The organism is Solemya velesiana gill symbiont, from assembly GCF_002020805.1.
Classification (GTDB): Bacteria; Pseudomonadota; Gammaproteobacteria; order Chromatiales; family Chromatiaceae; genus Sedimenticola_A.
In genome coordinates, this window is sequence record NZ_MPRJ01000019.1 from 15200 (window position 1) to 38585 (window position 23386).

A 23386-nucleotide genomic window follows, 5' to 3' on the forward strand; every position below is an offset into this window, starting at 1 on the left:
AAGCCAGTTGGCTTGCTCCGGAAGTGGCGAAAGGGGCAAAATAAGCGTTTTACGGATGAGAATCCTGGCGGAGGCTGAAGTTTCGATTTCTCCTCCAGGTGGCAAGTCGCACCTCAAGGTCATGGACATCTCCAGCCGGCGTCTCCCAAACGGGGTTAAACAGTAGACCTGTTGCTCGCAACGGGTCCAAGAGACGGGGCGCCTTCGATTTTTGGGCAGCATCAGGTCTGCCCTGGACCGGAATATAAAATTTCTAACAAGTCTTTATGAGAGGAGGGGCTTATGTCCTCACGTAGAACACTCGCTAACGCCGTCCGTGCACTGAGCATGGATGCGGTTCAGAAAGCCAACTCCGGCCATCCTGGTGCGCCCATGGGTATGGCAGATATCGCCGAGGTGCTCTGGAACGACTACATGAAGCACAATCCATCCAACCCCAACTGGGCGGATCGCGACCGTTTCGTACTCTCCAACGGTCACGGCTCCATGCTGATCTACTCCCTGTTGCACCTGACCGGTTATGACCTGAGCGTCGACGATCTGAAATCTTTCCGTCAGCTCCACTCCAAGACCCCGGGTCACCCCGAGTATGGCTACGCCCCAGGCGTTGAGACCACAACCGGTCCCCTGGGCCAGGGCATCACCAATGCCGTGGGTATGGCAATCGCCGAGAAGGCGATGGCTGACCAGTTCAACCGCGATGGCCACACCATCGTCGATCACGACACCTACGTATTCCTGGGTGACGGCTGCATGATGGAAGGCATCTCTCACGAAGCCTGCTCCCTGGCCGGTACCCTGGGCCTGGGCAAGCTGATCTGCTTCTACGACGACAACAACATCTCCATCGACGGTGAAGTGCGCGGCAGTGAAGAGGCTCCCGCCTGGTTCAGCGACGATACCCCCAAGCGTTTCGACTCCTACGGCTGGCACGTCATTCCCAAGGTGGACGGTCACGATGCCGACGCCATCAAGGCTGCCATCGAAGAAGCGAAGTCTGTTACCGACAAGCCCTCCCTGATCTGCTGCCAGACCCTCATCGGTTTCGGCTCTCCCAACAAGCAGGGCAAGGAAGAGTGCCACGGCGCTCCTCTGGGCGAAGACGAAATTGCACTGACCAAGGAAACACTGGGCTGGAACGGCGGTCCTTTCGAAGTGCCTGAAGATGTCTACGCCGGTTGGGACGCCAAGGGCAAGGGTGGCGATGCAGAGTCCGAGTGGAACGCCCGCTTCGACGCCTACGCTGCCGCTCACCCCGGGCTGGCTGCAGAGTTCAAGCGCCGCATGGCCGGTGACCTGCCCGCCGACTTCGAAGAGAAGGCCCAGGCCTTCATCACGTCCGTGGACGAGAAAGCCGAGAAAATCGCCAGCCGCAAGGCTTCCCAGAACTCCATCGAAGGCTACGGTGCTTTCGTACCCGAGTACATGGGCGGCTCCGCTGACCTAGCCGGCTCCAACCTGACTATATGGTCCGGTGCCAAGGGTCTGAGCGCCAGCGACTGCTCCGGTAACTACATCCACTACGGTGTACGTGAGTTCGGCATGTCCGCCATCATGAACGGTATCGAGCTGCACGGCGGCTTCAAGACCTACGGCGCGACCTTCCTGATGTTCTCCGAGTACGCACGCAACGCCCTGCGTATGGCGGCCCTGATGAAGCAGAGCCCGATCCACGTCTACACCCACGACTCCATCGGTCTGGGCGAGGACGGTCCTACCCATCAGCCCGTCGAGCAGACCGCTACCCTGCGTATGATTCCCCGCATGTCCGTTTGGCGTCCCTGTGACGCGGTCGAGACCGCGGTTGCCTGGAAGTTTGCCCTGGAGCGCAAGGGCGGTCCCACCAGCCTGATCCTCTCCCGTCAGGGCCTGGCTCACATGGAGCGTACCGAGGACCAGATCGCTGCAATCGCCAAGGGTGGCTACATCCTCTCCGACTGCGACGGTACCCCTGACGCGATCATCATCGCCACCGGTTCCGAGGTCGAGATGGCCATGCAGGCCAAGGAAGCACTGAGCGGCAAGAACATCCGCGTCGTCTCCATGCCTTCCACCGATACTTTCGACGCCCAGGACGCCGACTACATCGAGTCTGTACTGCCTTCCAGCGTTACCGCACGTGTTGCAGTAGAGGCTGGTGTTACCGGCTTCTGGATGAAGTATGTCGGTCTCAACGGCAAGGTGATCGGTATCGACACCTTCGGTGAATCTGCACCCGCGGGCGAGGTCTACAAGCACTTCGGCATCACTGTTGACGCAGTGGCCCAGGCTGTAACCGACGTCATCGGTTAATCCACCAATGACGGGCGGCCATTCGATGGCCGCCCGCTGTTAAAGCTTTCAAGTAAGACTGAAATTACGTTCTCAAGGAGATCTGAAAATGACTATCAAAGTAGGCATCAATGGTTTTGGCCGCATCGGCCGCATGGCTTTCCGTGCTATCGCCCGTGACTTCCCCGGTATCGAGGTTGTGGCTATCAACGACCTGCTGGATGCTGATTACCTGGCCTACATGCTGAAGTACGACTCCGTACACGGCCGTTTCGGCGGTGAAGTTGGTGTCGATGGCAACAACATGGTTGTTAACGGCAAGACCATTCGCCTGACCGCAGAGACCGATCCCGCCAACCTGGCCTGGTCCGATGTTGGTGTTGACCTCGTTCTTGAGTGCACCGGCTTCTTCCTGACTGAAGAGACCTGTCAGAAGCACATCGACGCTGGCGCCAAGAAGGTGGTTATGTCCGCTCCTTCCAAGGACGGCACCCCCATGTTCGTATACGGTGTTAACCACGACACCTACGCTGGCCAGGCCATCTTATCCGCTGCTTCCTGCACCACCAACTGCCTGGCTCCCGTTGCCAAGGTTTTGAATGACAAGTGGGGCATCAAGCGTGGCCTGATGACCACCGTTCACGCTGCTACCGCTACCCAGAAGACCGTTGACGGTCCTTCCAAGAAAGACTGGCGCGGCGGCCGCGGTATCCTGGAGAACATCATCCCGTCCTCCACCGGTGCTGCCAAGGCTGTTGGCGTGGTACTGCCCGAACTCAACGGCAAGCTGACCGGCATGGCCTTCCGCGTGCCTACCTCCGACGTGTCCGTGGTTGACCTGACCTGCGAACTGGATAGCGAAGCCACCTACGACGACATCTGTGCCGCCATGAAGGAAGCTTCCGAGACCGCTGGTATCGGTGACACCCTGGGTTACACCGATGAGAAGGTTGTCTCCACCGACTTCCGCGGCGTTGGCTACTCCTCCATCTTCGATGCCGGCGCAGGCATCCAGCTGGACGGTACCTTCGTCAAGGTTGTCTCCTGGTACGACAACGAGTACGGCTACACCGCCAACATGCTGCGCTTCGTTGAGCACGTATCTGCCAACTAAGCGTTGAGCTTGTAGCTTGGCCGGGTGGGCCATGCCTCGTGCATGGCCCACCCGGCTTCAGCCTGCACCAGATGCCCGAGAGGCATTAGCTGAAATAACCATTTCATCTAATACCTTTCAAATACCAACAAAGATAGCTTACAAGGAGTCTCTCTATGTCCTTCATCAAGCTGATCGATCTCGACCTCGCCGGCAAGCGTGTCCTGATTCGCGCTGATCTCAACGTACCTGTTAAAGACGGCAAGGTTACCTCCGATGCCCGTATCACCGCTTCCATGCCCACCATCGAGCACTGTGTAAAAGCAGGTGCCAAGGTCCAGGTGATGTCTCACCGTGGTCGTCCCACCGAAGGTGAGGTCGATGCAGAGAACTCCATGCAGCCTATCGCTGAAGACATGTCTGCCAAGCTGGGCACCGCCGTGCGTCTGATCCCCGACTACCTGGAGAACGCGCCTGAAGTGGCCGACGGCGAGGTTGTCCTGTTCGAGAACGTGCGCTTCAACGCGGGCGAGAAGAAGGACAACGAAGAGCTGGCCAAGAAATACGCTTCCCTGTGCGACGTCTTCGTAATGGATGCTTTCGGTACTGCTCACCGCGCCCAGGCTTCCACCCATGGTGCCGGCAAGTTCGCACCCACCGCCTGCGCCGGCCTGCTGCTGGCCGACGAGCTGGATAACCTGGCCAAGGCCCTGGCAAATCCTGCCCGCCCCATGGTGGCCATCGTCGGTGGCTCCAAGGTATCCACCAAGCTGACTGTTCTGGAGGCCCTCTCCGAGAAGGTTGACCAGATGGTGGTCGGCGGCGGTATCGCCAACACTTTCCTCAAGGCCATGGGTAACAACGTCGGCAAGTCCCTGTGCGAAGATGACCTGGTGGACACCGCCAAGGCCCTGGTCGAGAAGATGAAGGCCCGCGGCGCCAACATTCCCATTGCTACCGACGTGGTTTGCGGCAAGGAGTTCAGCGAAACCGCCGAGGCTACCCTGAAGGCAGCCGGTGACGTTGCCGACGACGACATGATCTTCGATATCGGTCCTGACAGCGCCAATGAGCTGGCCGACATCATCGCTAACGCCGGTACCGTGGTCTGGAATGGTCCTGTAGGCGTGTTCGAGTTCGATCAGTTCGGCGAAGGCACCAAGACCGTCTCCATGGCCATCGCGAACTCCGATTGCTTCAGCCTGGCTGGTGGTGGTGACACCATCGCGGCGATCCAGAAGTACGACATCTACGACAAGGTCTCCTACATCTCCACCGCCGGTGGTGCGTTCCTGGAATACCTGGAAGGCAAGACCCTGCCTGCCGTCGCCATGCTCGAAGAGTGTGCCAAGGGCTAAAGGTCCATATGGGCTCTGCCGCTGTGAGGATCGGCGGCAGAGCCCGGAGATATTATGCTTAGAAGAACGAAGATTTTAGCCACGCTGGGTCCTGCTACTGATGACCCCAAGGTGCTTGATCAACTGATCAGCGCAGGCATCGATGTGGTACGACTCAACCTCTCACACGGCTCTCATGAAGAGCACCGGGTCAGGGCTGAGACTATCCGTGATCGGGCCCGTGCCAGTGGGCGCCAGGTCGGCGTGTTGGCCGACCTGCAGGGGCCGAAGATCAGAATTGGCCGTTTCAAGGACGGCGCAATCACCCTGAAAGAAGGCGATCCCTTCATCCTTGATGCCGACTGTGATCTCAATGCAGGTACCCAGGAGCGTATCGGACTCACCTTCCCGGACCTGATCGATGATGTCAGGCGTGGTGATACCCTGATCCTGGCTGATGGAGCCATCGTGCTCTGGGTTGAAGGTGTCGAAGGCAGCGAAGTCCACTGCAAGGTGACAATTGGTGGGCCCCTCTCCAACAACAAGGGTATCAACAAGCAGGGTGGTGGACTGTCCGCTCCTGCCCTGACTGACAAGGACCGGGAGGACATCAAGTTCGCTGCCAGTATCGAAGCGGATTACCTCGCGGTCTCTTTTGTGCAGAGTGCGGATGATGTACATGAAGCACGGCGTCTGCTGGAAGAGGCGGGTGGACGCGCCGGTATCGTATCCAAGATCGAACGTGCTGAAGCGCTGGAGTGCGTGGAAGAGATCATCGAAGCTTCCCAGGCCATCATGATCGCCCGTGGTGATTTGGGAGTTGAGATTGGTGACGCTGAACTGCCTGCTGTGCAGAAAGAGCTGATCAAGAAAGCGCGCTCACTGAACAAGGTCGCCATCACGGCAACCCAGATGATGGAATCGATGATCTCGAACCCGATGCCTACCCGTGCAGAGGTGTTTGACGTCGCCAACGCCGTGTTGGATGGTACCGATGCGGTGATGCTCTCTGCCGAGAGTGCTGCGGGCAAGTACCCGGTCAAGGCTGTAGAGGCCATGGATCGTGTCTGTCGTGAGGCGGAGAAGCAGTCTGCTGTACGAAAATCCAGTCACCGCATCGATTCGGTTTTCGGTCGCATCGATGAAGCTATTGCCATGGCGACCATGTACACTGCGAACCACCTGGGTGTAGCGGCTATCGCCGCTCTGACCGAGTCGGGTTCCACGCCGAAGTGGATGTCGCGCATCAGCTCGGGTATCCCGATCTATGCGTTGACCGATCACGTTGCCACGCGACGCAAGGTGACCCTGTTCCGCGGTGTCTATCCCATCAGCTTTGACGTCGCCGGGATGGACAGCCAGACCGCCAATATCGAGGTTGTGGACGAACTGCTGCGCCGCAGTGCGGTGCGGAATGGTGACCTGGTGATTATAACCAAGGGGGACCTCAACGGTGTCGAGGGTGGCACCAATGTAATGAAGGTCCTGAAGGTCGGCGAGCATTTGTGCCGGCAAACGATTAATTTGGAATTAATAAGAAAGACTTACTGAAAAGGAGAAGAACATGGCTCTCATTTCCCTGCGCCAGCTTCTGGATCACGCTGCCGAGAATGGCTACGGCCTGCCGGCTTTCAACGTAAACAACATGGAACAGGTGCATGCCATCATGCAGGCTGCCGATGCCGTGGACAGCCCGGTGATCCTGCAGGGTTCTGCCGGTGCACGTTCCTACGCGGGCGAGCCCTTCCTGCGTCACCTGATCGAAGCGGCTATCGAGATGTATCCGCACATTCCGATCTGCATGCACCAGGACCACGGTGCTTCTCCCGCTATCTGCGCACGCTCCATCCAGTCCGGTTTCAGCTCCGTGATGATGGACGGTTCCCTGGAAGCCGACGGCAAGACCCCTTCCAGCTACGAGTACAACGTCAACGTCACCAAGCAGGTCGTTGATATGGCTCACGCTGTTGGTGTTTCCGTTGAAGGTGAGCTGGGCTGCCTGGGTTCCCTGGAGACCGGCGAGATGGGCGAGGAAGACGGCCATGGTGCCGAAGGCAAGCTGGACATGGATCAGCTGCTGACCGACCCCGATGAAGCTGCTGACTTCGTCAAGCAGACCGGTGTTGACGCCCTGGCTATCGCCATCGGTACCTCCCACGGCGCTTACAAGTTCACCCAGGAGCCTACCGGCAAGATCCTGCGTATCGACCGCGTGAAAGAGATCCACGATCGCATCCCCAGCGTACACCTGGTTATGCACGGTTCCTCTTCCGTACCCCAGGACTGGCTGAAGATCATCAACGACTACGGTGGTGACATGGGTCAGACCTACGGTGTGCCCGTTGACGAAATCGTTGCAGGTATCAAGTCCGGCGTTCGCAAGGTCAACATCGACACCGACCTGCGTATGGCCTCTACCGGCTCCGTCCGTCGTCACCTGCACGACGCCCCGAGCAACTTCGATCCCCGCAAGTTCCTCAAGGAAGCCACCAACGCGATGTCCGAAATCTGCAAGAACCGCTACGAAGCTTTCGGTTCTGCTGGTATGGCCTCCAAGATCACCCCGATCTCCCTGGAGACCATGTTCGGCAAGTACGAAGCTGGTGAGCTGGACCCCAAGGTCAACTAAGACACGGGTTCAACGTTCGAAAGAAGGGGCGCTTCGGCGCCCCTTTTTTTATGTACAGGATGTACGGTATGCCGCGGGTGCAGGGATGCACAGGAGCGGCGATGTACAGGATGTACGGTATGCAGATCGGTTGTGTACAAAAGCCGTCATTCCGGCGGATGCCGGAATCCAGGGAATTACGCACTGAAGCTGAATTTGGGAATGCCTAATCTGTAGGCTGAGCGAGTGACTTCCACTGGCCCGCTGTTCCTTGAAGTAGCGAAGAAACAAATGCTTGGATTATCCAGGGAATTAACATTGTTTAATCCTTCCCGTGCATTAGAATGAAACATTCAGCTGCACTGTACGGCAATCAACAAGTAAAAAAGAGGGAGCGATGTCGATGGCCGGGGAATTCAAGATCGTATATACTGGTAGCCTGATGCCAGGTACCGACAAGGGTGCATTTATCGGGGGATTCGTCAGTCGTTTCGGTATATCCGAGGCCGAGGCTGAGGCCCTTGCCAATGCCGATCGTGAAGTGGTGATGAAGAGGGGGCTGAATGCCGATGATGCTGCCAAGTACAAGAAGGTCCTGCAAAAGCTCGGCATGGAGGTCATCGTCGAACAGATGGATCCTGCTGTCGGGCGTCAGGCTCTCGAATCGAGTAAAACACCTGCGGCGGATGAGGGTGCAGACCAGGCCAATACCGGGGAGCTGTGCCCCAATTGTGGTTCTGCCCGCATTGATGAAGGTAACTGTCTCGATTGCGGCATCGTGATATCCAAGTATCTCGCACACCAGGCAGAATCATCTGCTCAGCAGCAGGAGAGTGATCCTGCAAATCCCTACCAGGCACCCACCGCCAACGTAGCCCAGGATCGTGAGTTGGGTGACTTGCACGGCCCCGGGTCTGTACCTGCCGGCAATGGCTGGCGCTGGATCACAAAGGGGTTCGGACTGTTCAGGCAGAATCCCGTAGCCTGGATTCTCGCCCTGGTGGTCTGGATCGTCATCTTGTTGATCTTGAGTATGGTCCCGCTTGTTGGTTCTTTGGCCACCACGCTGTTATCACCTGTCATCGGGGCAGGCTTTATGATCGGTTGCAGTGCCCAGGATAGAGGGGAGGACTTTACCGTCAGTCACCTGTTCAGCGGTTTTCAGCAGAATTTTGGACAGCTCGTGCTGGTGGGGGTGCTCTACCTGGTTGGTGCTGTCGTCATCATGATGGATGTGTTTTCCGTGGTCGGTGCGGAGATGATGACCCTTCAGGATCCAGCAGCCGGTGCCGCGGTGATGCCAGATTACACATTTTTTATGCTGCCGGTCAGCATTGCGTTTATGCTCTTCATTCCCTTGTTCATGGCTTATTGGTTTGCACCTGCCCTGGTCGCACTTGATGGACTCTCCGCCGTTGCGGCAATGAAGCTGAGCTTCTTGGGAGCGCTGAAGAATGTGCTACCGTTCCTTGTCTATGGGTTGGCATCCCTGGTTCTGGGCGTGTTGGCGGCGATCCCCGTGTTTCTTGGATTCCTGGTCCTGATTCCCGTGATTACGGCTTCGATCTATGTCGCCTATCGGGACATCTACTTCGATTGATTGTGGGTCATTTGGTTGCCGGTTGATAAATGGAAATCACTGCACAGGCTGGTACCACCGACACCGTTCGTACCTATGAGACACCCGAGGGTATAGAGCTCCAGTTACGACTGGCGGGCCCTATCGTGAGGGCCTGTGCCTGGGCCATTGATCTCGCCATCAGAATGGTGGCCTATGGCCTTATCCTGGGAGTCGGTTCCTTTTTTGGCGGTATCGGCACTGCGCTTATCTTGATCGGCTTCTTTCTCATCGAATGGTTCTACCCGGTTTTTTTCGAGATACGCACAGGTGCCACGCCGGGCAAGCGTGCGATGGGGCTGGTGGTAATCAACGACAACGGTACGCCGATCTCATTTTCCGCGTCTGTTATCAGAAACCTGGTAAGAGCAGCTGATTTTCTGCCCCTGCTGTACGGTGTCGGTCTGCTGGTGATGTTGGCAAATCGTGATTTTCAGCGTCTTGGCGATATGGCTGCAGGCACCCTGGTGGTCTATCGTGATGAAGAGGAGAAACGGGGTGAGCTTCCTGATGTCGTATCCAAGCCGCCACCCCCCGGCCTCACTGTGGACGAACTGCGCTTCTTTATCGAGTTCGCCGAGCGCAGTGAAAAACTTACCCCTGAGCGGCGCTGGGAGCTGGCAAACCTGCTGCAAAGCGTCACCGGCGAAGAAAACCAGGATGCAGTGAACAGACTCTGGTCCTACGCCAAGTGGCTGACGAGAGGGCGCTGATGCATCAGGACGCCTTCGAACAACATTTCGAACCTGTCTGGAGCGAGTTGGGGGATCTCCTGGATCAACTGGAGAGAAGCCGTTTCAGGCGAAAGGTTGATGCGGAGTCAGCGACTGCGCTGCCCCATCTCTATCGCAAGGTCTGTAATCATTATGCCATTGCCCGTAGCCGCCGCTACAGTCCTGCCCTGGTTGCCCAACTGCATCACCTGGTACTTCGTGGTCATCAGCAACTCTATAAACGACGTGGGGCCTGGTTATGGCGGTTGCTTGCATTTATCGCAACCGATTTTCCACGAAGCCTGAGAAGCCATGGCAACTACTTTCTGCTCTCTCTTGCCTTGTTTCTCTTGCCGGCGCTGATCATCGGAGGATACTGCGCAAGCGATCAGGATTTCATCTACAGCGTGATGAGTGCTGACCAGGTGGAAGCGATGGAGGAGATGTATGCATCGGACAACGCCAGGCCGGGCCGTACCCTGGAGCGCAGCAGCGAGTCCAACTTCGTCATGTTCGGTTTCTATATTTTCAACAATATCGGCATCGGTTTTCGCACCTTTGCCATGGGTATCCTTGCGGGCATCGGTACGGTCATTACCATGCTCTACAACGGTATGGTCATCGGCGGGGTTGCAGGACACCTCAGCGGCATTGGCTACCATGAAACCTTCTGGGGCTTTGTCAGCAGCCACGCGTCACTGGAGCTGACGGCTATCATCATTTGCGGCGCAGCGGGACTCTCACTCGGTCACGGTATGCTGGCGCCGGGACAGCTGCGACGGATTGACTCCATACGGCGCAGGGGACGCCAGGCACTTCCCCTGGTCATGGGGGCGGCACTGATGCTGCTGGGTGCCGCTTTCATCGAGGCCTTCTGGTCTGCCAGCGCGGTGCCAAACACCGTCAAGTATTTTTTAGCCACAATGCTCTGGCTGCTGGTCATTCTCTATTTTGTATTTGCAGGTAGGGGGGCTGGTGGAAATCGGTAGTCTGCAGATCGCACTGCGCAAGCGCGGGCATTGGGAAGCCATCGATCTCGGCTTTACACTGGCTCGGCGCTGGTTCATGCCGCTGTGGCAACTCTGGTTCATGACCGCCTTGCCCCTGGGATTGCTGGCACTGTTACTCGCTGGCGGCGAAGTCTGGATATTGCTCTTGGCGCTCTGGTGGTTCAAGCCGTTTTACGAGCCACCCCTTCTGTTCTGGATGAGCCGGGCGGTGTTCGGCGAGCCGTTGACCCGCAAAGATGTGGCTCGCCAGTGGTGGCGTATCGTGCGACCACAACTGTTTGCCAACCTGACATGGCGGCGTTTCAGCCCCAATCGTTCATTCAATATGCCGGTGGCTCTGCTGGAAGGGCTGAGAAGAAAGGCGCGCAGCAGCCGTATTTCTATACTCGGACAGGGTCAGCACGCAGCTACCTGGCTTACCTTTGTGGGCTTGATTCTTGAGACCATTCTTGAGACCTCGATGATACTCGTTCTCTACTTCCTGATTCCTGAAGAGTTGCGTTGGATCGATGTTGAAATGCTGGTGTTTGCAGAAGGCAGGGTCGGCGAGTGGCTGCAGGTTCCTGTCACGCTGATAGCGATGTCGGTTATTGCCCCGTTCTACGTTGCGGGCGGTTTTGCACTCTACCTCCACAGGCGCAGCGAGCTGGAAGGCTGGGACATCGAGATCAACTTCAGGCGAACTGCCGAGCGTCTTAAACAGGGTAAGCAAAGAGCGTCCGGTGTGACTGCGCTGGTGCTTGTGGCGGCCCTGGCTTCCTTTTCAGTTCCCGACTTTTCCATGGCGGCGGAAGTTATAACGCCTGAGAAATCGAAACAGGTGGTGGAAGAGGTGCTGCAGGATGAGACCTTCGGGCGCTATGAGCAGCACGGTTACTGGAAATATGTCGGCGAAGAGGACCGTGGCGATGAAGCTGATACTGAAGGACTGCTTGAATGGTTGGAGTTGTTATTCGATATCATCGGCGGTTTCTTCAAGGAATACGCTGCGGTTGGAGAGGTTGTGCTCTGGGGGCTTGCGGTTCTGGTGGTTGTCTTTCTGATCTATAAAATCGTCGGTAATCGCGACTGGTTTCTGGATATGTTGCAGGGAGACGGTCGTGGACGCCGGTCCAGGCAGGTGCCGCTGGAGTTGTTCGGCCTGGATATACGTCCCGATACACTGCCCAAGGATATTGCCGCTGAAGCCAGCCTGCTGGTCAGGGACGGGCGGATCAGGAGCGCACTCAGCCTCCTCTACCGAGGGGCACTGGTACGGCTGGTTCAGGATCACCACCTCGAGATACCCGCCAGTGCGACAGAGGGGGAATGCCTGGAACTGGTGAGGATGAACAGGGATGAGGACGAGGTAGAGTATTTCACTCAACTCACTTCGCGCTGGTTGAGTATGGCTTATGCCCACGTCACGCCCGGGCGGGATGACGTGGAGATGCTCTGCAACCGCTGGCGCATGGTATACGGTCATGTCCAGGGCTAATCGCATCGCCCTGATCGTGATCGGCTTGTTGCTGGTTGCCGGCATCGGCTGGTATGTGAGCTGGTTTCTGAACAACCATGAACGCCACTACAGTGATGTGCTGGTGGAAATCTCCCCGGAGGCGAGGCGCAACAAGTTCCTTGCCGCAGAGCACTACTTGAGGCGAACCGGGATGGAGGTGGAGAGTGTCTCTGGTCGGGATATCCTGGCCAACCTGCCTCCCGTGGAGGATGCCCTGTTGATCGGGTGTCTCGGCAACCGGCTTGCTCCCCAGCGCTTCGATAACCTGGTCGAGTGGTTGAAACAGGGTGGTCGCCTGATCGTCACACCCCCGGCGTATTGGGACGAGGATGAGGAGGGCAACGCGTTGCTTGAGGAACTTGGGGTTCGGTTGATGCCTTCCGAGTTTGCATGGTCTGGGGAATGCATTGAGATGCCTGCCGCCGGCATGGGGAACGGTGAAGCATCTGTAGAGGGAGAACAGGTGTGCATCGAGGGGCAGGAAGGGCAGGACGTTACAGATGACGAGGGAGCTGAAAGCAGCGATGAGGATGATTTGAGTATCGTGCTGATCGATGTTCCCTCCCAGGGCCGGGAGGTCACGGCGGCATTCAGGGGGCACCGCTACCTGGAAGATGTGGATGACTGGGCATCATGGCGATTGGCATCGGAAGAGGGCTTTCACCTGCTGCAATACCCTGTCGAGCATGGCGTGGTAACGGTCCTCAGTGATCTCGACCTATTCAGGAACGAGAAAATAGGTGAATGGGATCACGCCTACCTGCTGTCCGAGCTCACACGGGACAGCGGCAAGGCGTGGTTGCTCTATAGCACCGATATGCCTTCACTGCCGGAGTTGTTGTGGCGGCATGCTCCTTTCATTGTGGTGTTGCTGGCTGCCCTGCTGCTGGCTGCCCTTTGGCGCATGCTGCTCTATACCGGCCCCAGGCTGCTGCAGGAGCGGATACGCAGGAACCTGCTTGAGCATATCGATGCCACTGCCGAATTTGGCTGGCGGGTTGATCGTGGCAGGCAACTGTTCGAGAACAATCGCAGCGTGATTGAACAGGCGTGGCGCAAGCGTCATCCAGGGCTGAACGGAATGGAGATAGGACAACGCTGCGAATGGATTGGGGAGAAGAGCGGGTTGACTGCCAATGCCGTGTACAGAACCCTCTACGGTGAGGTGGCGGCGGAACAGGATTTCATCAAGGCGACAATGGTGCTGCAGCGCCTGGTGTCGGGATTGAGCTATAAGAGAGAACAGCGATGAGTGAACAGGAACTAGGTGTGGTGCTCGAGAAGGTCGGTCTGCTGGAGCAGGAGATAGGGCGGGCCATGATTGGCCAGAAGCAGGTGATACGGGATGCCACCATTGCACTGCTGGCGGGAGGGCACGTCCTGGTGGAGGGTGTGCCCGGCCTGGGCAAGACGTTGCTGGTGCGTAGTCTTGCAGCGGCCATCGGCGGGGCGTTCAACCGGGTGCAGTTTACGCCCGACCTGATGCCCAGCGATATCAGCGGCCATATCATGTTCGATATGAAGAGCGACTCGTTCCGGGTGCGCAAGGGTCCCGTATTCTGCAACTTTCTCCTTGCAGACGAGATCAACCGTGCACCCGCCAAGGCCCAGTCTGCTCTCTTGGAGGTGATGCAGGAACAGCAGGTTACAATCGAAGGGCAGTCATTCCAGCTCAAGCTCCCTTTCCTGGTACTGGCTACCCAGAATCCCATTGAGCAGGAGGGTACCTACCCGTTGCCCCAGGCCCAACTGGACCGCTTCCTGGTGAAGGTGTTCATCGACTATCCCAGCCAGGAGGAGGAGCACATGATGGTACAGCAGGTAACCGGCGGTGCCGTTGGCGATAAGCTGGATGTTAGCGCCGTAAATGAAGTGCTCCAGCCCGAAGAGATCGAAAACCTGCAGGCCTATACGGCCCGGCTGGAGATGGATGAGCAGATCGTTGCCTATGCCGTGCGTATCGCTCGTGCCACACGGGAATGGAGCGGAATCGAAAACGGCAGCGGTCCCCGTGGAAGCATCTCACTGCTGCGTGCAGCCCGGGCCAATGCGGTGCTCGAAGGGCGTAAGTTCGTGACCCCGGACGATGTGAAGCAGGTTGCCCTGCCGGTGTTGCGGCACCGGGTTAAGCTGACAGCGGATCTCGAGATCGAGGGCTACCAGCCGGACGATGTGCTGTCGGACATCCTGCAGAACGTGGATGCCCCCAGGCAATGACGCCAACCCTGCGCATACTCTACCTGGGAGCCGCACTTGTGGCGCTTGCACTGTTTAGCGTCTACCTCCCGTGGCTGGAGGTTGTCCGCAACATGGCGGCGGTTCTCCTGTTCGGCGGCTTGCTGCTGGACTACCTGTTGCTTCGTTCAGCGGCTGTTCCCGAGGTCTCGCGTGATATCAGGGGCAGCATACCTGTGGGCGTCTGGAGCAGCGTGACCCTGGAAATACGTAATCTATCGGAGCGGACCAAAAGCCTGGTTGTGCATGATCACCATCCGGCGAATTTTATCCCGGAGGATATGCCCCGGGTAATAGAACTGCCTCCCAACCAAGTTGGCAGACTCACCTACCGGGTGCGACCCCGATCGAGGGGAGATGGCGTGTTCGCAGGTGTCGACCTGCTAATCGGATCGTCCATGGGGCTGTGGCAGCGGAAGTGTCATCTCAGTGTTGAGAGTCGTACCCAGGTATTTCCCAATTTTCGGGCCATCAGTCACTATGCCCTGCTTGCAACAGACAATCGCCTGAGCCAGATCGGTGTAAAGCATCGCCAGCGCCGGGGCAAGGGTAATGATTTCCACCAGTTGCGGGAGTACCGTGCCGGAGACAGCCTGCGCCAGATCGACTGGAGGGCCGCCTCCCGCTATCGCAAACTGATCTCAAAGGAGTACCAGGACGAGCGCGACCAGCAGATCCTCTTCATGCTCGATTGCGGAAGGCGCATGCGCCATGCCGAAGAGCAGGGTCAGCACCTGGACCAGGCATTGAATGCGGTGCTGCTGCTCTCCTACGTGGCAGCGGGGCAGGGGGACGCCGTCGGCCTGCTCGCCTTCGGCGGTGCGCGTCGCTGGTACCCACCTACCAAGGGGGGTGACGTGGTGCGCCGCCTGGTATCCCAGACCTATGATATCGAAGCAACGACCGAGGCAGCGGATTATCTCGAGGCGGCCCGGGAGTTGATGCCTTTACAGCGCCGGCGTGCCCTGGTAGTGCTGATCACCAACACCCGGGACGAGGACAGCGAGGACCTTGTGGCAGCTGTTCGCCTTTTGTCGCGACGTCACCTGGTAGTGGTCGCTGATCTCCGCGAGGAGGTTCTGGATAAAATCCTCCAGCGTCCGGTTGGTGATTTTTCCGGTGCGCTGCGGTTTCATGGTGTGCACGACTACCTGGAGAACCGTTCCCGCAATCACGAAATGTTGCGCCACCAGGGCGCGTTCACCCTGGACCTTCTCGCTCCTCAACTGCCTGTGGCCCTGGTCAACCAATACTTCATGGTCAAAGCCTCCGGGCGTCTCTAGCGGTACACTTCTTTCCTATCTCGCGGTTTAAGTGGAACTGTGCGTTGGTGCACTGCATTGAATTCGGGAAGTGAGTAAAATTTAAAATCCTGAAAAGCATGGCTGGGTGCAGTTGGACTGGCCGGGATTGGTTGGTTATGAATTTTTGATTGGGGGTATGTCAGTGGCGCAGCAATTGAGTGTTATCTACACCGGTGAGCTTAGGCCCAATGTCTCCAGGGACGCATTCGTTCGCTGACCGCCATGGAAGGCTGAAAGCCGAGGCGGTTAGTCCCCGGTAGCCGTGAGGCCGCACTGCTTGCCCGTCGTGTGCGCAGCACGCTAGAGGGTCCCAAAATCTTTCACGAGGTCGAAGACTCGCTTAGGCATGGTTGTCAGGCTCGAACCCGAGGACTCATCCGCTGATGCACAGTCCGCCGTTACCGAACAGGAGAGGGTTATGGTGAAGTCTCAATCGGGCGAGTCCTTGGATGGTGAAGAGACCCGGATACTCTCCCCGCATGAAGACCGTTTTGTGGCGGAAACTCAATTTATAGCCTACCAGGCTGAAGCCTCCTGCTCTGAGCCGGAGCCTGGTGCATTCGATCCCGACAAGACACAGCGGCTGATCAAGTCCCAGTCAACCCAGCCGCAAGTGCTCCCTCCAAGGCCAACTCCAATAAGACCACCCTTCTGGGAGCGACTGATGACCGGGCCGACCCTGTGGGTGCTGTTCAGCATCTTCTGCTTCAGCCTGGGTACCCAGCTCTGAAAATTAACCCGGAGACAGATTTGGTCGCCGGCCTCGATCAATAAAGAGGCAGCGGTGGCCGATCCAATGCCTCGATCTGGAGCTGCAGTGTTGCGATATGCTCCTGCCAGTACTGGGTGGTATTGAACCAGGGGAAGGCTTTTGGAAATGCCGGATCGTCCCAGCGCCGGGCGAGCCAGGCAGCGTAGTGGATCATGCGCAGGGTTCGCAGGGGTTCAATCAGTTGTACCTCCCTGGTGTCGAGTTCCCGAAAGGTTTCGTAACCTTCCCGAACGAAACTGAGCTGTAATGCCATTTCACGGGGTTCCCCGGAGAGCAGCATCCAGAGGTCCTGAATGGCTGGACCATTGCGGCAGTCGTCCATGTCCACGAAGTGGGATCCGTCGTCTGTCCAGAGAATATTTCCCGGGTGGCAGTCGCCGTGCAGCCTGATCCGGCGATGCTGCGCTTTGTCGAATGATTCCCCTATTTTTTCGAGCAGTACCCCGGTCACCTCCCGGTAGCTGCGATCCTGTTCGATGGGGATCAGTTTATTGTTAAGCAGAAACTCAACGGGCTCACTGCCCAGGCTGGCAATATCGATGTCGGGACGGTGCTGGAACAGCTGGCTTGCCCCCAGTTGGTGAATCCGGGACATTAAGCGGCCAATCCACTCCAGGTTGTCAGGCTCGTCCAGCTCGGGCCAGCGGCCACCCCGTCTCGGGTAAAGGCTGAAACGAAAGCCTTCATATTCATGCAGTGTCTCATCGTTGATGACCAGCGGGGCGATGACCGGGATCTCCTCCTCGGCCAAGGCCAGGCTAAAACGATGTTCCTCGTGAATGCACTCGTCACTCCAGCGTTCAGGACGGTAGAACTTGGCTACCAGGGGTGCATCATCATCGATGCCGATCTGGTAAACGCGGTTCTCGTAGCTGTTGAGTGCCAACATACCGCCATCGGGATGCAGGCCCAGTGATTCCAGGGCACCCAGAATGGTGTCCGGCGTCAGGTTGTCATAAGGGTGCTCTGGCTGCTCAGACATTGAAACCGGCGGCGCGCAACGCCTTTTCGAGCTGCTTGGGCTGAAAGCCGTTGAAGCTGCGGTTGCCGATTACGATCAACGGCACACCACGGCCACCGGCGCGGTGGAATTCGTTGAAGGCGCGTCGGTTGCGCTCCACGTCGTACTCGGCGAAGGGTACCTTTTTCTTCTGCAGAAAGGCTTTTGCCTGTCGGCAGTATCCACACTGGCGGGTGGAGTAGAGGGTGACCCGGGGGGATGTTTTATTCATATATTAAAGGGGCGCTATTGCACCCCTAAATTCCAGTCGATCAATTACCGGTCAGGCGGGTTTCCGCTTCGCGGTACTTGGCGGAGGTCTGGTCGATGACCTCCTGGGGCAGTTCGGGGCCGGGAGGGGTCTTGTCCCAATCCAGGGTCTCCAGGTAATCGCGCACGTACTGCTTGTCGAAGCTTGGGGGGCTGATGCCCGGCCGGTACTGATCGGCTGGCCAGAAACGTGAGGAGTCAGGTGTCAACACCTCGTCGATGAGGTAGAGGTTGCCCTCCCCATCCTGGCCGAACTCGAACTTGGTGTCGGCGATGATGATGCCCTTCTCTCGGGCAAAAGCGGCACACTCGGTGTAGATACGAAGGCTGATGTCACGTACCTTTTCCGCCAGTTCCTGGCCCAGTAGTTCGACGGTCTGTTCGAAGCTGATATTCTCGTCGTGCTCGCCGATCTCCGCCTTGGTGGAGGGGGTGTAGATCGCCTCGGGCAGTTTGTCCGCCTGCTGCAGACCCTCCGGCAGCTGGATTCCGCAAACACCGCCTGTTCTCTGGTAATCCTTCCAGCCGGAGCCGATCAGGTAGCCCCGTACGACCGCCTCTACGGGCAGGGGCTTTAGCTTGCGAACCACCAGGGCGCGATCACCCAGGGTGGCGCGCTGGCCTTCATCGGGTACCACTTCAGACAGGGGCTTGTCTGAGAGATGGTTGGGGGTAATCTCCTTGGTGCGATTGAACCAGAAATTGGCTACGCGGGTCAGTACCTCGCCCTTGCCGGGAATGGGCTGGGGCAGGATGACATCGAACGCCGACAGGCGATCGCTGGTAACGATCAGCATGTGATTCTCATCCACATCGTAGATATCGCGAACTTTTCCGCGGTTTAGCAGCTTCAGGTGGGGAAGATTCGATTCCAACAGGGCGTCAACTTGGCTCATGGCTTTAAATTCAGAAGATGGAAAACTAGGCATTATACCTATCCATTCGGCGGAGAGGCAGTATTCTTAGGGTATTCGGGAGGGCTATGTGGATGTAAATCGATTCGTACAGTTGTTACACTGCATGAAATTTTTCGGACCCGATTCGGGTCGAATGAGTGAACAAGACAGCCAAGTGTAGTGATGAGCGAAGTGCAAATACCGGAGAACCAGCAGTATATCGAGGCATTCAGAGGTAGTTTTACCTCGGCCCTGCGCTGGCACAATCTGGACGACCTCTGGGATACCCTGAAAAACCAGGCGGATGACGGCTGGTATCTCTACGCCGTGGGTGAAACACCCCCGGAAACGCCTGTAAACCGGGAGCAGTTGCTGAAATTCATCGATGAAATCGATGTTCTGCTGCGTGAGGAGCATGATGAAGACTACTGCGGGATCGTCTATTCAGATCATCCTCCTGAGCCCTCCTTTATCAAAATATATGATCCAAATAATCTTGGCGTTTCATGCGGTTATAGTGACAATCCACCGCTGCCGGGTAACCGCAAGCGCTGGTGGCAGAAGCTTTTCGGTTAGAACCCGATCACGAGTCGCAATTCCCTTACCGATTTCTGGTTAATAGAAGAGGGAACTGCTGCTAAAATCCTAAGGAAATAGTAGGAAATAGAGCTGCTGACCCGCAGCAAAGAGGGCAGATATGAATACTGTTGACCAGGACCAGCGCCAAACCCTGACCCGCGCGACCATGACCGTTCTGGATTCGTGGAACCTGGGTGTGGAAGAGATCAGTGCTCTGTTGGGCCTTCCCGAGTCCGTGCGTGCGCGGGCACTGCATCAACTGCCCTATCTTCGTATTGTCCCTTGCTGACGAGGCTCAGCGTAGATCTCAAATAAAACAACAGTTCGATGACCTTGGGATTGATTTCGAATTCATCGATTCAGTCGACGGCAGAAAGAAGCTCGATGAGGAGTATGAGCGGCAGATAGACCGTGAAGCGTCGTTGCTCAAGTTGAAGCGCTACATGCATGATAGTGAGTTCGCTACTACGCTGTCGCACTTGAAGGCTTACCACAGGGTTGTTGAAGCTGGATACAGCGGGGCAATCATCATAGAGGATGATGCGATACTGACTGCACGTTTCAAAGAGATACAAGCGAGTCTTCGACCTCGTGAAAGATTTTGGGACATCCAAGTCCCCAAAATCGACTCGGCCTTCGACAACCTATTATTGCCCCGGACGTCCTTCGGCTTTCAGCCTTCCATGGCGGTTAGCGTACGAAAAGCAGCTGTATGCACAGTTCCGTTTACTCGTTTTCTGTCATAAAAATGCATACGTGAATCCGTCGAAGTATGTCGACCTGGAAGGTATTGCGAGGGCATACAAGTTGAATAAAGCCCCGTGGCTGGCGGTCGGATATTATATTTCCCGCGATACCGCCTCGGAATATCTGGCCCAGGCGTATCCTGTTATCCATGTTTCCGACTGGTGTGTGGATATCACGAAATTCGATGCATATGCCTGTTCACCCCAAGTGGTGGAGCATGGCGATCACGATCTCTCGTTGTCCAGTGTGGAAAAAGTCAGGAAGAAATTCAAGACAAAGAGACCGGGCATTCCGCTCAAGGATCTGTTTTATAGAAGGGTTCGTAAATTCAGGCACTCCATTGTCAAGCACACGAGTCTGAAGATCTCCTGAGTTATACGTCTCTGGGAACTGTCGATTGACGGATTCCACCAAATCTTATTGGATGCCCGTTTCTTGCATCAGGTTGAGACAGTGCTGCCCCCACCCTGCTTGTCGGTATCAGCAAGGGCCCTGTTTAGGGTGATTATCCTTTCGGCTAAAACTTGGTGACCAGCAAACAGCAGTCCTCGGTGATTCATGAAGGTGCTGTCCGGTCGATTGAGATCCATGGGGTTACCCTGTATGTCGGACGCCACACCACCGGCTTCGCTGAACAGGCAGGCACTTGCAGCGTAGTCCCAGAGGGAGCCGCCGCTGTTACCGGTACGGGGATACTTGAAGTAGCAGGTGTTGGGCGATTCGAGGATGCCACAGGCATTCATTACCGCGCCGACAGGGAACTGTATGTCCGCGCCATTCAGGCCCAGTTCTTGGGCAATGCAATCCAGTCCTTTGCGGGTCTGCTCAACCCAGGGGTGATCCTGAAAGCTTGAATCTGTGCGCAGTACCAGGGGCTGTTCAGGGTCCAGCGGGGGAATCTCGATAAGGGCATCGTCTTTATATGCGCCCCGGTTGCGAATGGCGTGGAACAGGCAATTATCCACCGGATCGTAGATCGCGCCGATCAATGGACTGCCGTTTTGGGCCACCAGTGCAATCGAGACGGCATAACCCGGGGTGTCGTTGATGAAGGCCAGCGTGCCGTCCATTGGATCGATGCACCAAAAGGCGGGCTTTACCAGGCGTTGTTCGTCATCAGGCGACTCCTCCGTGAGCAGCGCAAGGTCGTGTTCGATGAGAGTAGGTTCCAGTACCTCCAGGATGGCGGCTTGTGCCTTGTGATCCACTTCGATGACGACCTGGGACGCCACGCTGGCGCCGCGCTCTTTTTGATCAACCTGGATGCCGGACCGTCGGTGATCGGCGATGATACGGCCGGCAGCACGGGCGGCGTCCATGGCATGTCGCATCAACCCCTGCAGCTGATGATCGCTGAAATTCATAAGTCCCTCTCTGAACTAGGCCGGTTGCCATGCAGTAGGCTCACGACCTCGTGAGCAAGGCGTTCGCTGTATCTATGAATCTTCCAGTGCCCGGGACTCCAGCCCTTGAGAAAACGATAGAAGTCGGTCCAGGCAACGCTGTAGAGAGGGCGCCAGACCGCTTCCACTTCGGTTGCACTGATGTGGGGCTGGTGAATGACGAGAGCTTGCTGCAACTCTGCGAAGTAGGTGTCGAGCAGGGATTGCTCCCAGCGCTCGCAATCGTGCTCGTCGAAACAGCTGCCGATGAAGTAAGCCACGTCTTTCATGCCGCAGCCGCCTCCGACGTATTGGAAGTCCACCGCCGCTACCTGGGTGCCATCCGGTGAAAAGCAGAAATTGGCCAGCTTGGCATCGCCGTGGACAAAGGTTTAATAGGGGGCTTCGTTCAGCGCCTGGTCTAAAATCTCTGCAGCTTGCTTGAGCTCTCCCGCTTCCATGGCTGCCAGTTCGTCGGGGCGGGTATCCAGGTGCCAATAGGTGCCGATCTTCCATAGGCCTTCAGGTTTTTCTCCCATGGAGGTGGCGTGGAAGTGGGCGAGCCAGCTCAGGCAGTTTTCCATTTCGGTTTGGCTGACATGGTTTCGGCGGGCGGGGTAGCCACTGCTGTCCAGGTCTTCCAGCACCATCAACACTTCGCCGTCACGGTGCTCCAGGGCGAGGCAGTGTGGAATGCGGCAGTGATCGTCACAGCGCGCCGCCCACTGTTCATACCAGGCGGTTTCTGCCTGGTACGAGTGGAGTTTGCGTTGGTGTGAACGGTCGGTATTCCACCCGCGGGGGTGTCTGCTCTGATCCGGCAGGCGTACATGCTTGACGATCACCGTATTCATCTCCAATCCGATCAGCCCGTAGCGGTCGATGCTGCCATAGCCGCTCCAGAGGCTTTGGATGGTGCCGCCGGGGAAGAGGTCGTCTGCGCCGGTGGAACGGAGGATGATGTCGCGAACGTGTGAATCCATGAATCAATGCCGAATTAATTGATCCGGCAATGATACCTTGAGCGGGGAGGGGTTCAATCAGTAGTTCTGCAGTTTACGTTGCTTGTTCCCTGCGCTGCATCCATACATCGAGTCCCTGGGCGCAGAGTCCCAGATCCATATCCAGGATGGCGTCGAAGGGGATGTTGTCGAGATCCACACCATGCGCTTCGAGCTGTCCGGTGTAGTACTCCTGGAGCTGGCGCTTGAGGGATTCGTAGCGGTTCTCTGCCGTGGTGTTGATGGCGATGTCCACGTAGTCGTCGATCTGCCTGTGCAGGGCAGATACCAGCTGTTCGGGATTGTCTACGGCGCAGAAGTGGGTGAGGTACATGCGTTTGGGCTCGAAGGACATCATTCGGTCGAGGGTCTCATGCCAGGCATCAGGGTCGAACTGAACCGGGGTTGAGGGCAGCATCATGAACGGCCCCTTGTCGGTAATCAGTTCCGGGTAGGCGATGCCGAAGGTGTCGCCGGTGAAGAAGCCCTGGCTCTTGGCATCCCATACGCAAAGGTGGTGTCGGGCATGCCCGGGGGTGTCGATGCAGACCAGTTCGCGGCCGCCAAGGTCGATGGGGAAACCGTCTACCGCTTTCACCGCTCTCTCTTCGTCCACAGGCATCAGCTCGCCAAAGTCCTTTCTGAACTGCTCCTCGCCGTAGACCGCCGTAGCGCTGGCCTGCAACTTTGCAGGGTCGATCATGTGGCGGATGCCGAAAGGGTGGCAGACCAGGGTGGCCTCGGGTAGAAGCAACATCAGTTGGCCTGTGCCGCCAGCGTGGTCCAGGTGGACGTGGGTGGGGATGACGTACTTGACCTGCTCTGGTGCCAGCCCTTTCTCTGCAAGCAGATCCATGATCAGGGGAGCGGTATTCGCGGTGCCGGTATCGATGAGCGCCGCCTCGCTATTCTCTACAACCAGGTAACAGCTCGCCAGGTTGGTGCGTTGGTAGTAGGTCTCTATGCAGTAGATGCCTTGTCCCAGGTCACGATATGAGAGTTCCACGTTATTTTTTCGCCTGCGTGTCAGCTTTTGTTCCATGGCACTCTGC

The 23386-nt window shown here is 57.2% G+C and carries 22 protein-coding genes and 1 pseudogene; 17 read left to right on the forward strand and 6 right to left on the reverse strand.

Annotation, left to right across the window (positions count from 1 at the left end; all coding sequences use genetic code 11):
• Window positions 1-282 precede the first annotated feature (282 nt).
• The 13 genes from tkt to BOW53_RS04335 all read left to right on the forward strand — a co-directional run bounded on the left by tkt (window position 283) and on the right by BOW53_RS04335 (window position 16417).
• Window positions 283-2292, forward strand: coding sequence for a transketolase (tkt, locus tag BOW53_RS04275; RefSeq protein WP_078486276.1), 2010 nt, complete (start codon window positions 283-285; stop codon window positions 2290-2292).
• An 88-nt stretch (window positions 2293-2380) separates the two neighbouring features.
• On the forward strand, window positions 2381-3385 hold the full coding sequence (gene gap, locus BOW53_RS04280) for a type I glyceraldehyde-3-phosphate dehydrogenase (protein ID WP_078486277.1): 1005 nt from the start codon (window positions 2381-2383) through the stop codon (window positions 3383-3385).
• Between the two features lie 155 nt (window positions 3386-3540).
• Window positions 3541-4722, forward strand: a complete 1182-nt coding sequence (locus tag BOW53_RS04285; protein WP_078486278.1) for a phosphoglycerate kinase — start codon at window positions 3541-3543, stop codon at window positions 4720-4722.
• Between the two features lie 54 nt (window positions 4723-4776).
• A complete protein-coding gene (pyk, locus tag BOW53_RS04290) occupies window positions 4777-6252 on the forward strand; it encodes a pyruvate kinase (protein WP_078486279.1) in 1476 nt (491 codons plus the stop codon).
• 13 nt (window positions 6253-6265) lie between these two features.
• Window positions 6266-7330: a class II fructose-bisphosphate aldolase gene (gene fba / locus BOW53_RS04295; protein WP_078486280.1), complete on the forward strand. Its 1065-nt coding sequence runs from the start codon at window positions 6266-6268 to the stop codon at window positions 7328-7330.
• A gap of 382 nt (window positions 7331-7712) precedes the next feature.
• On the forward strand, window positions 7713-8909 hold the full coding sequence (locus BOW53_RS04300; RefSeq protein ID WP_135606995.1) for a BPSS1780 family membrane protein: 1197 nt from the start codon (window positions 7713-7715) through the stop codon (window positions 8907-8909).
• A 29-nt stretch (window positions 8910-8938) separates the two neighbouring features.
• Window positions 8939-9640 (forward strand): RDD family protein, encoded by a 702-nt coding sequence (locus tag BOW53_RS04305; RefSeq protein WP_078486282.1) that lies wholly within the window; start codon window positions 8939-8941, stop codon window positions 9638-9640.
• Window positions 9640-10629, forward strand: coding sequence for a stage II sporulation protein M (locus BOW53_RS04310; protein WP_078486307.1), 990 nt, complete (start codon window positions 9640-9642; stop codon window positions 10627-10629). The genes BOW53_RS04305 and BOW53_RS04310 overlap by 1 nt, the downstream gene beginning before the upstream one ends.
• Complete coding sequence (locus tag BOW53_RS04315; RefSeq protein WP_078486283.1) at window positions 10616-12127, forward strand: DUF4129 domain-containing protein; 1512 nt, start codon at window positions 10616-10618, stop codon at window positions 12125-12127. The genes BOW53_RS04310 and BOW53_RS04315 overlap by 14 nt, the downstream gene beginning before the upstream one ends.
• Complete coding sequence (locus BOW53_RS04320; RefSeq protein ID WP_078486284.1) at window positions 12114-13400, forward strand: DUF4350 domain-containing protein; 1287 nt, start codon at window positions 12114-12116, stop codon at window positions 13398-13400. The genes BOW53_RS04315 and BOW53_RS04320 overlap by 14 nt, the downstream gene beginning before the upstream one ends.
• The gene (locus BOW53_RS04325; protein ID WP_078486285.1) at window positions 13397-14365 is read left to right on the forward strand and encodes an AAA family ATPase; all 969 of its coding nucleotides are present in this window, start codon (window positions 13397-13399) and stop codon (window positions 14363-14365) included. The genes BOW53_RS04320 and BOW53_RS04325 overlap by 4 nt, the downstream gene beginning before the upstream one ends.
• Window positions 14362-15666 carry a DUF58 domain-containing protein gene (locus BOW53_RS04330; protein ID WP_078486286.1) on the forward strand — a complete coding sequence of 435 codons (1305 nt, stop codon included), beginning with the start codon at window positions 14362-14364 and terminating at the stop codon, window positions 15664-15666. The genes BOW53_RS04325 and BOW53_RS04330 overlap by 4 nt, the downstream gene beginning before the upstream one ends.
• Before the next feature lie 439 nt (window positions 15667-16105).
• Window positions 16106-16417 (forward strand): hypothetical protein, encoded by a 312-nt coding sequence (locus BOW53_RS04335; protein ID WP_135606996.1) that lies wholly within the window; start codon window positions 16106-16108, stop codon window positions 16415-16417.
• A gap of 37 nt (window positions 16418-16454) precedes the next feature.
• On the opposite strand, the gene BOW53_RS04340 is transcribed toward BOW53_RS04335, so the two are convergent.
• From BOW53_RS04340 to BOW53_RS04350, 3 genes are read right to left on the reverse strand one after another with little or no spacing between them, the layout of a single operon-like run.
• Window positions 16455-17441 carry a serine/threonine protein kinase gene (locus BOW53_RS04340; RefSeq protein ID WP_078486288.1) on the reverse strand — a complete coding sequence of 329 codons (987 nt, stop codon included), beginning with the start codon at window positions 17439-17441 and terminating at the stop codon, window positions 16455-16457.
• On the reverse strand, window positions 17434-17691 hold the full coding sequence (locus tag BOW53_RS04345; RefSeq protein WP_078486289.1) for a glutaredoxin family protein: 258 nt from the start codon (window positions 17689-17691) through the stop codon (window positions 17434-17436). Before BOW53_RS04345 ends, BOW53_RS04340 begins: the two co-directional genes overlap by 8 nt.
• A gap of 40 nt (window positions 17692-17731) precedes the next feature.
• On the reverse strand, window positions 17732-18625 hold the full coding sequence (locus tag BOW53_RS04350; RefSeq protein WP_078486290.1) for a phosphoribosylaminoimidazolesuccinocarboxamide synthase: 894 nt from the start codon (window positions 18623-18625) through the stop codon (window positions 17732-17734).
• Window positions 18626-18808: 183 nt separating this feature from the next.
• On the opposite strand from BOW53_RS04350, the gene BOW53_RS04355 reads away from it, so the two are divergent.
• The 4 genes from BOW53_RS04355 (at window position 18809) to BOW53_RS04365 (ending at window position 20323) form a co-directional block, all read left to right on the forward strand.
• Window positions 18809-19201: a hypothetical protein gene (locus BOW53_RS04355; RefSeq protein ID WP_245831994.1), complete on the forward strand. Its 393-nt coding sequence runs from the start codon at window positions 18809-18811 to the stop codon at window positions 19199-19201.
• A 121-nt stretch (window positions 19202-19322) separates the two neighbouring features.
• The gene (locus BOW53_RS12720) at window positions 19323-19493 is read left to right on the forward strand and encodes an MGMT family protein (protein ID WP_172838761.1); all 171 of its coding nucleotides are present in this window, start codon (window positions 19323-19325) and stop codon (window positions 19491-19493) included.
• A complete protein-coding gene (locus tag BOW53_RS04360; RefSeq protein ID WP_172838762.1) occupies window positions 19480-19950 on the forward strand; it encodes a glycosyltransferase family 25 protein in 471 nt (156 codons plus the stop codon). The genes BOW53_RS12720 and BOW53_RS04360 overlap by 14 nt, the downstream gene beginning before the upstream one ends.
• 10 nt (window positions 19951-19960) lie before the next feature.
• Window positions 19961-20323 carry a hypothetical protein gene (locus BOW53_RS04365; RefSeq protein ID WP_078486292.1) on the forward strand — a complete coding sequence of 121 codons (363 nt, stop codon included), beginning with the start codon at window positions 19961-19963 and terminating at the stop codon, window positions 20321-20323.
• A 68-nt stretch (window positions 20324-20391) separates the two neighbouring features.
• Here BOW53_RS04365 and BOW53_RS04370 read toward each other — a convergent pair whose 3' ends face one another.
• From BOW53_RS04370 to BOW53_RS04380, 3 genes and pseudogenes are all read right to left on the reverse strand, one after another.
• Window positions 20392-21315 carry a 3'(2'),5'-bisphosphate nucleotidase CysQ family protein gene (locus BOW53_RS04370; protein ID WP_078486293.1) on the reverse strand — a complete coding sequence of 308 codons (924 nt, stop codon included), beginning with the start codon at window positions 21313-21315 and terminating at the stop codon, window positions 20392-20394.
• A pseudogene (locus tag BOW53_RS04375) lies at window positions 21312-22316 on the reverse strand (phosphotransferase). The gene BOW53_RS04370 and the pseudogene BOW53_RS04375 overlap by 4 nt, the downstream one beginning before the upstream one ends.
• A gap of 73 nt (window positions 22317-22389) precedes the next feature.
• Window positions 22390-23376: an MBL fold metallo-hydrolase gene (locus BOW53_RS04380; RefSeq protein WP_078486294.1), complete on the reverse strand. Its 987-nt coding sequence runs from the start codon at window positions 23374-23376 to the stop codon at window positions 22390-22392.
• Window positions 23377-23386 lie beyond the last annotated feature (10 nt).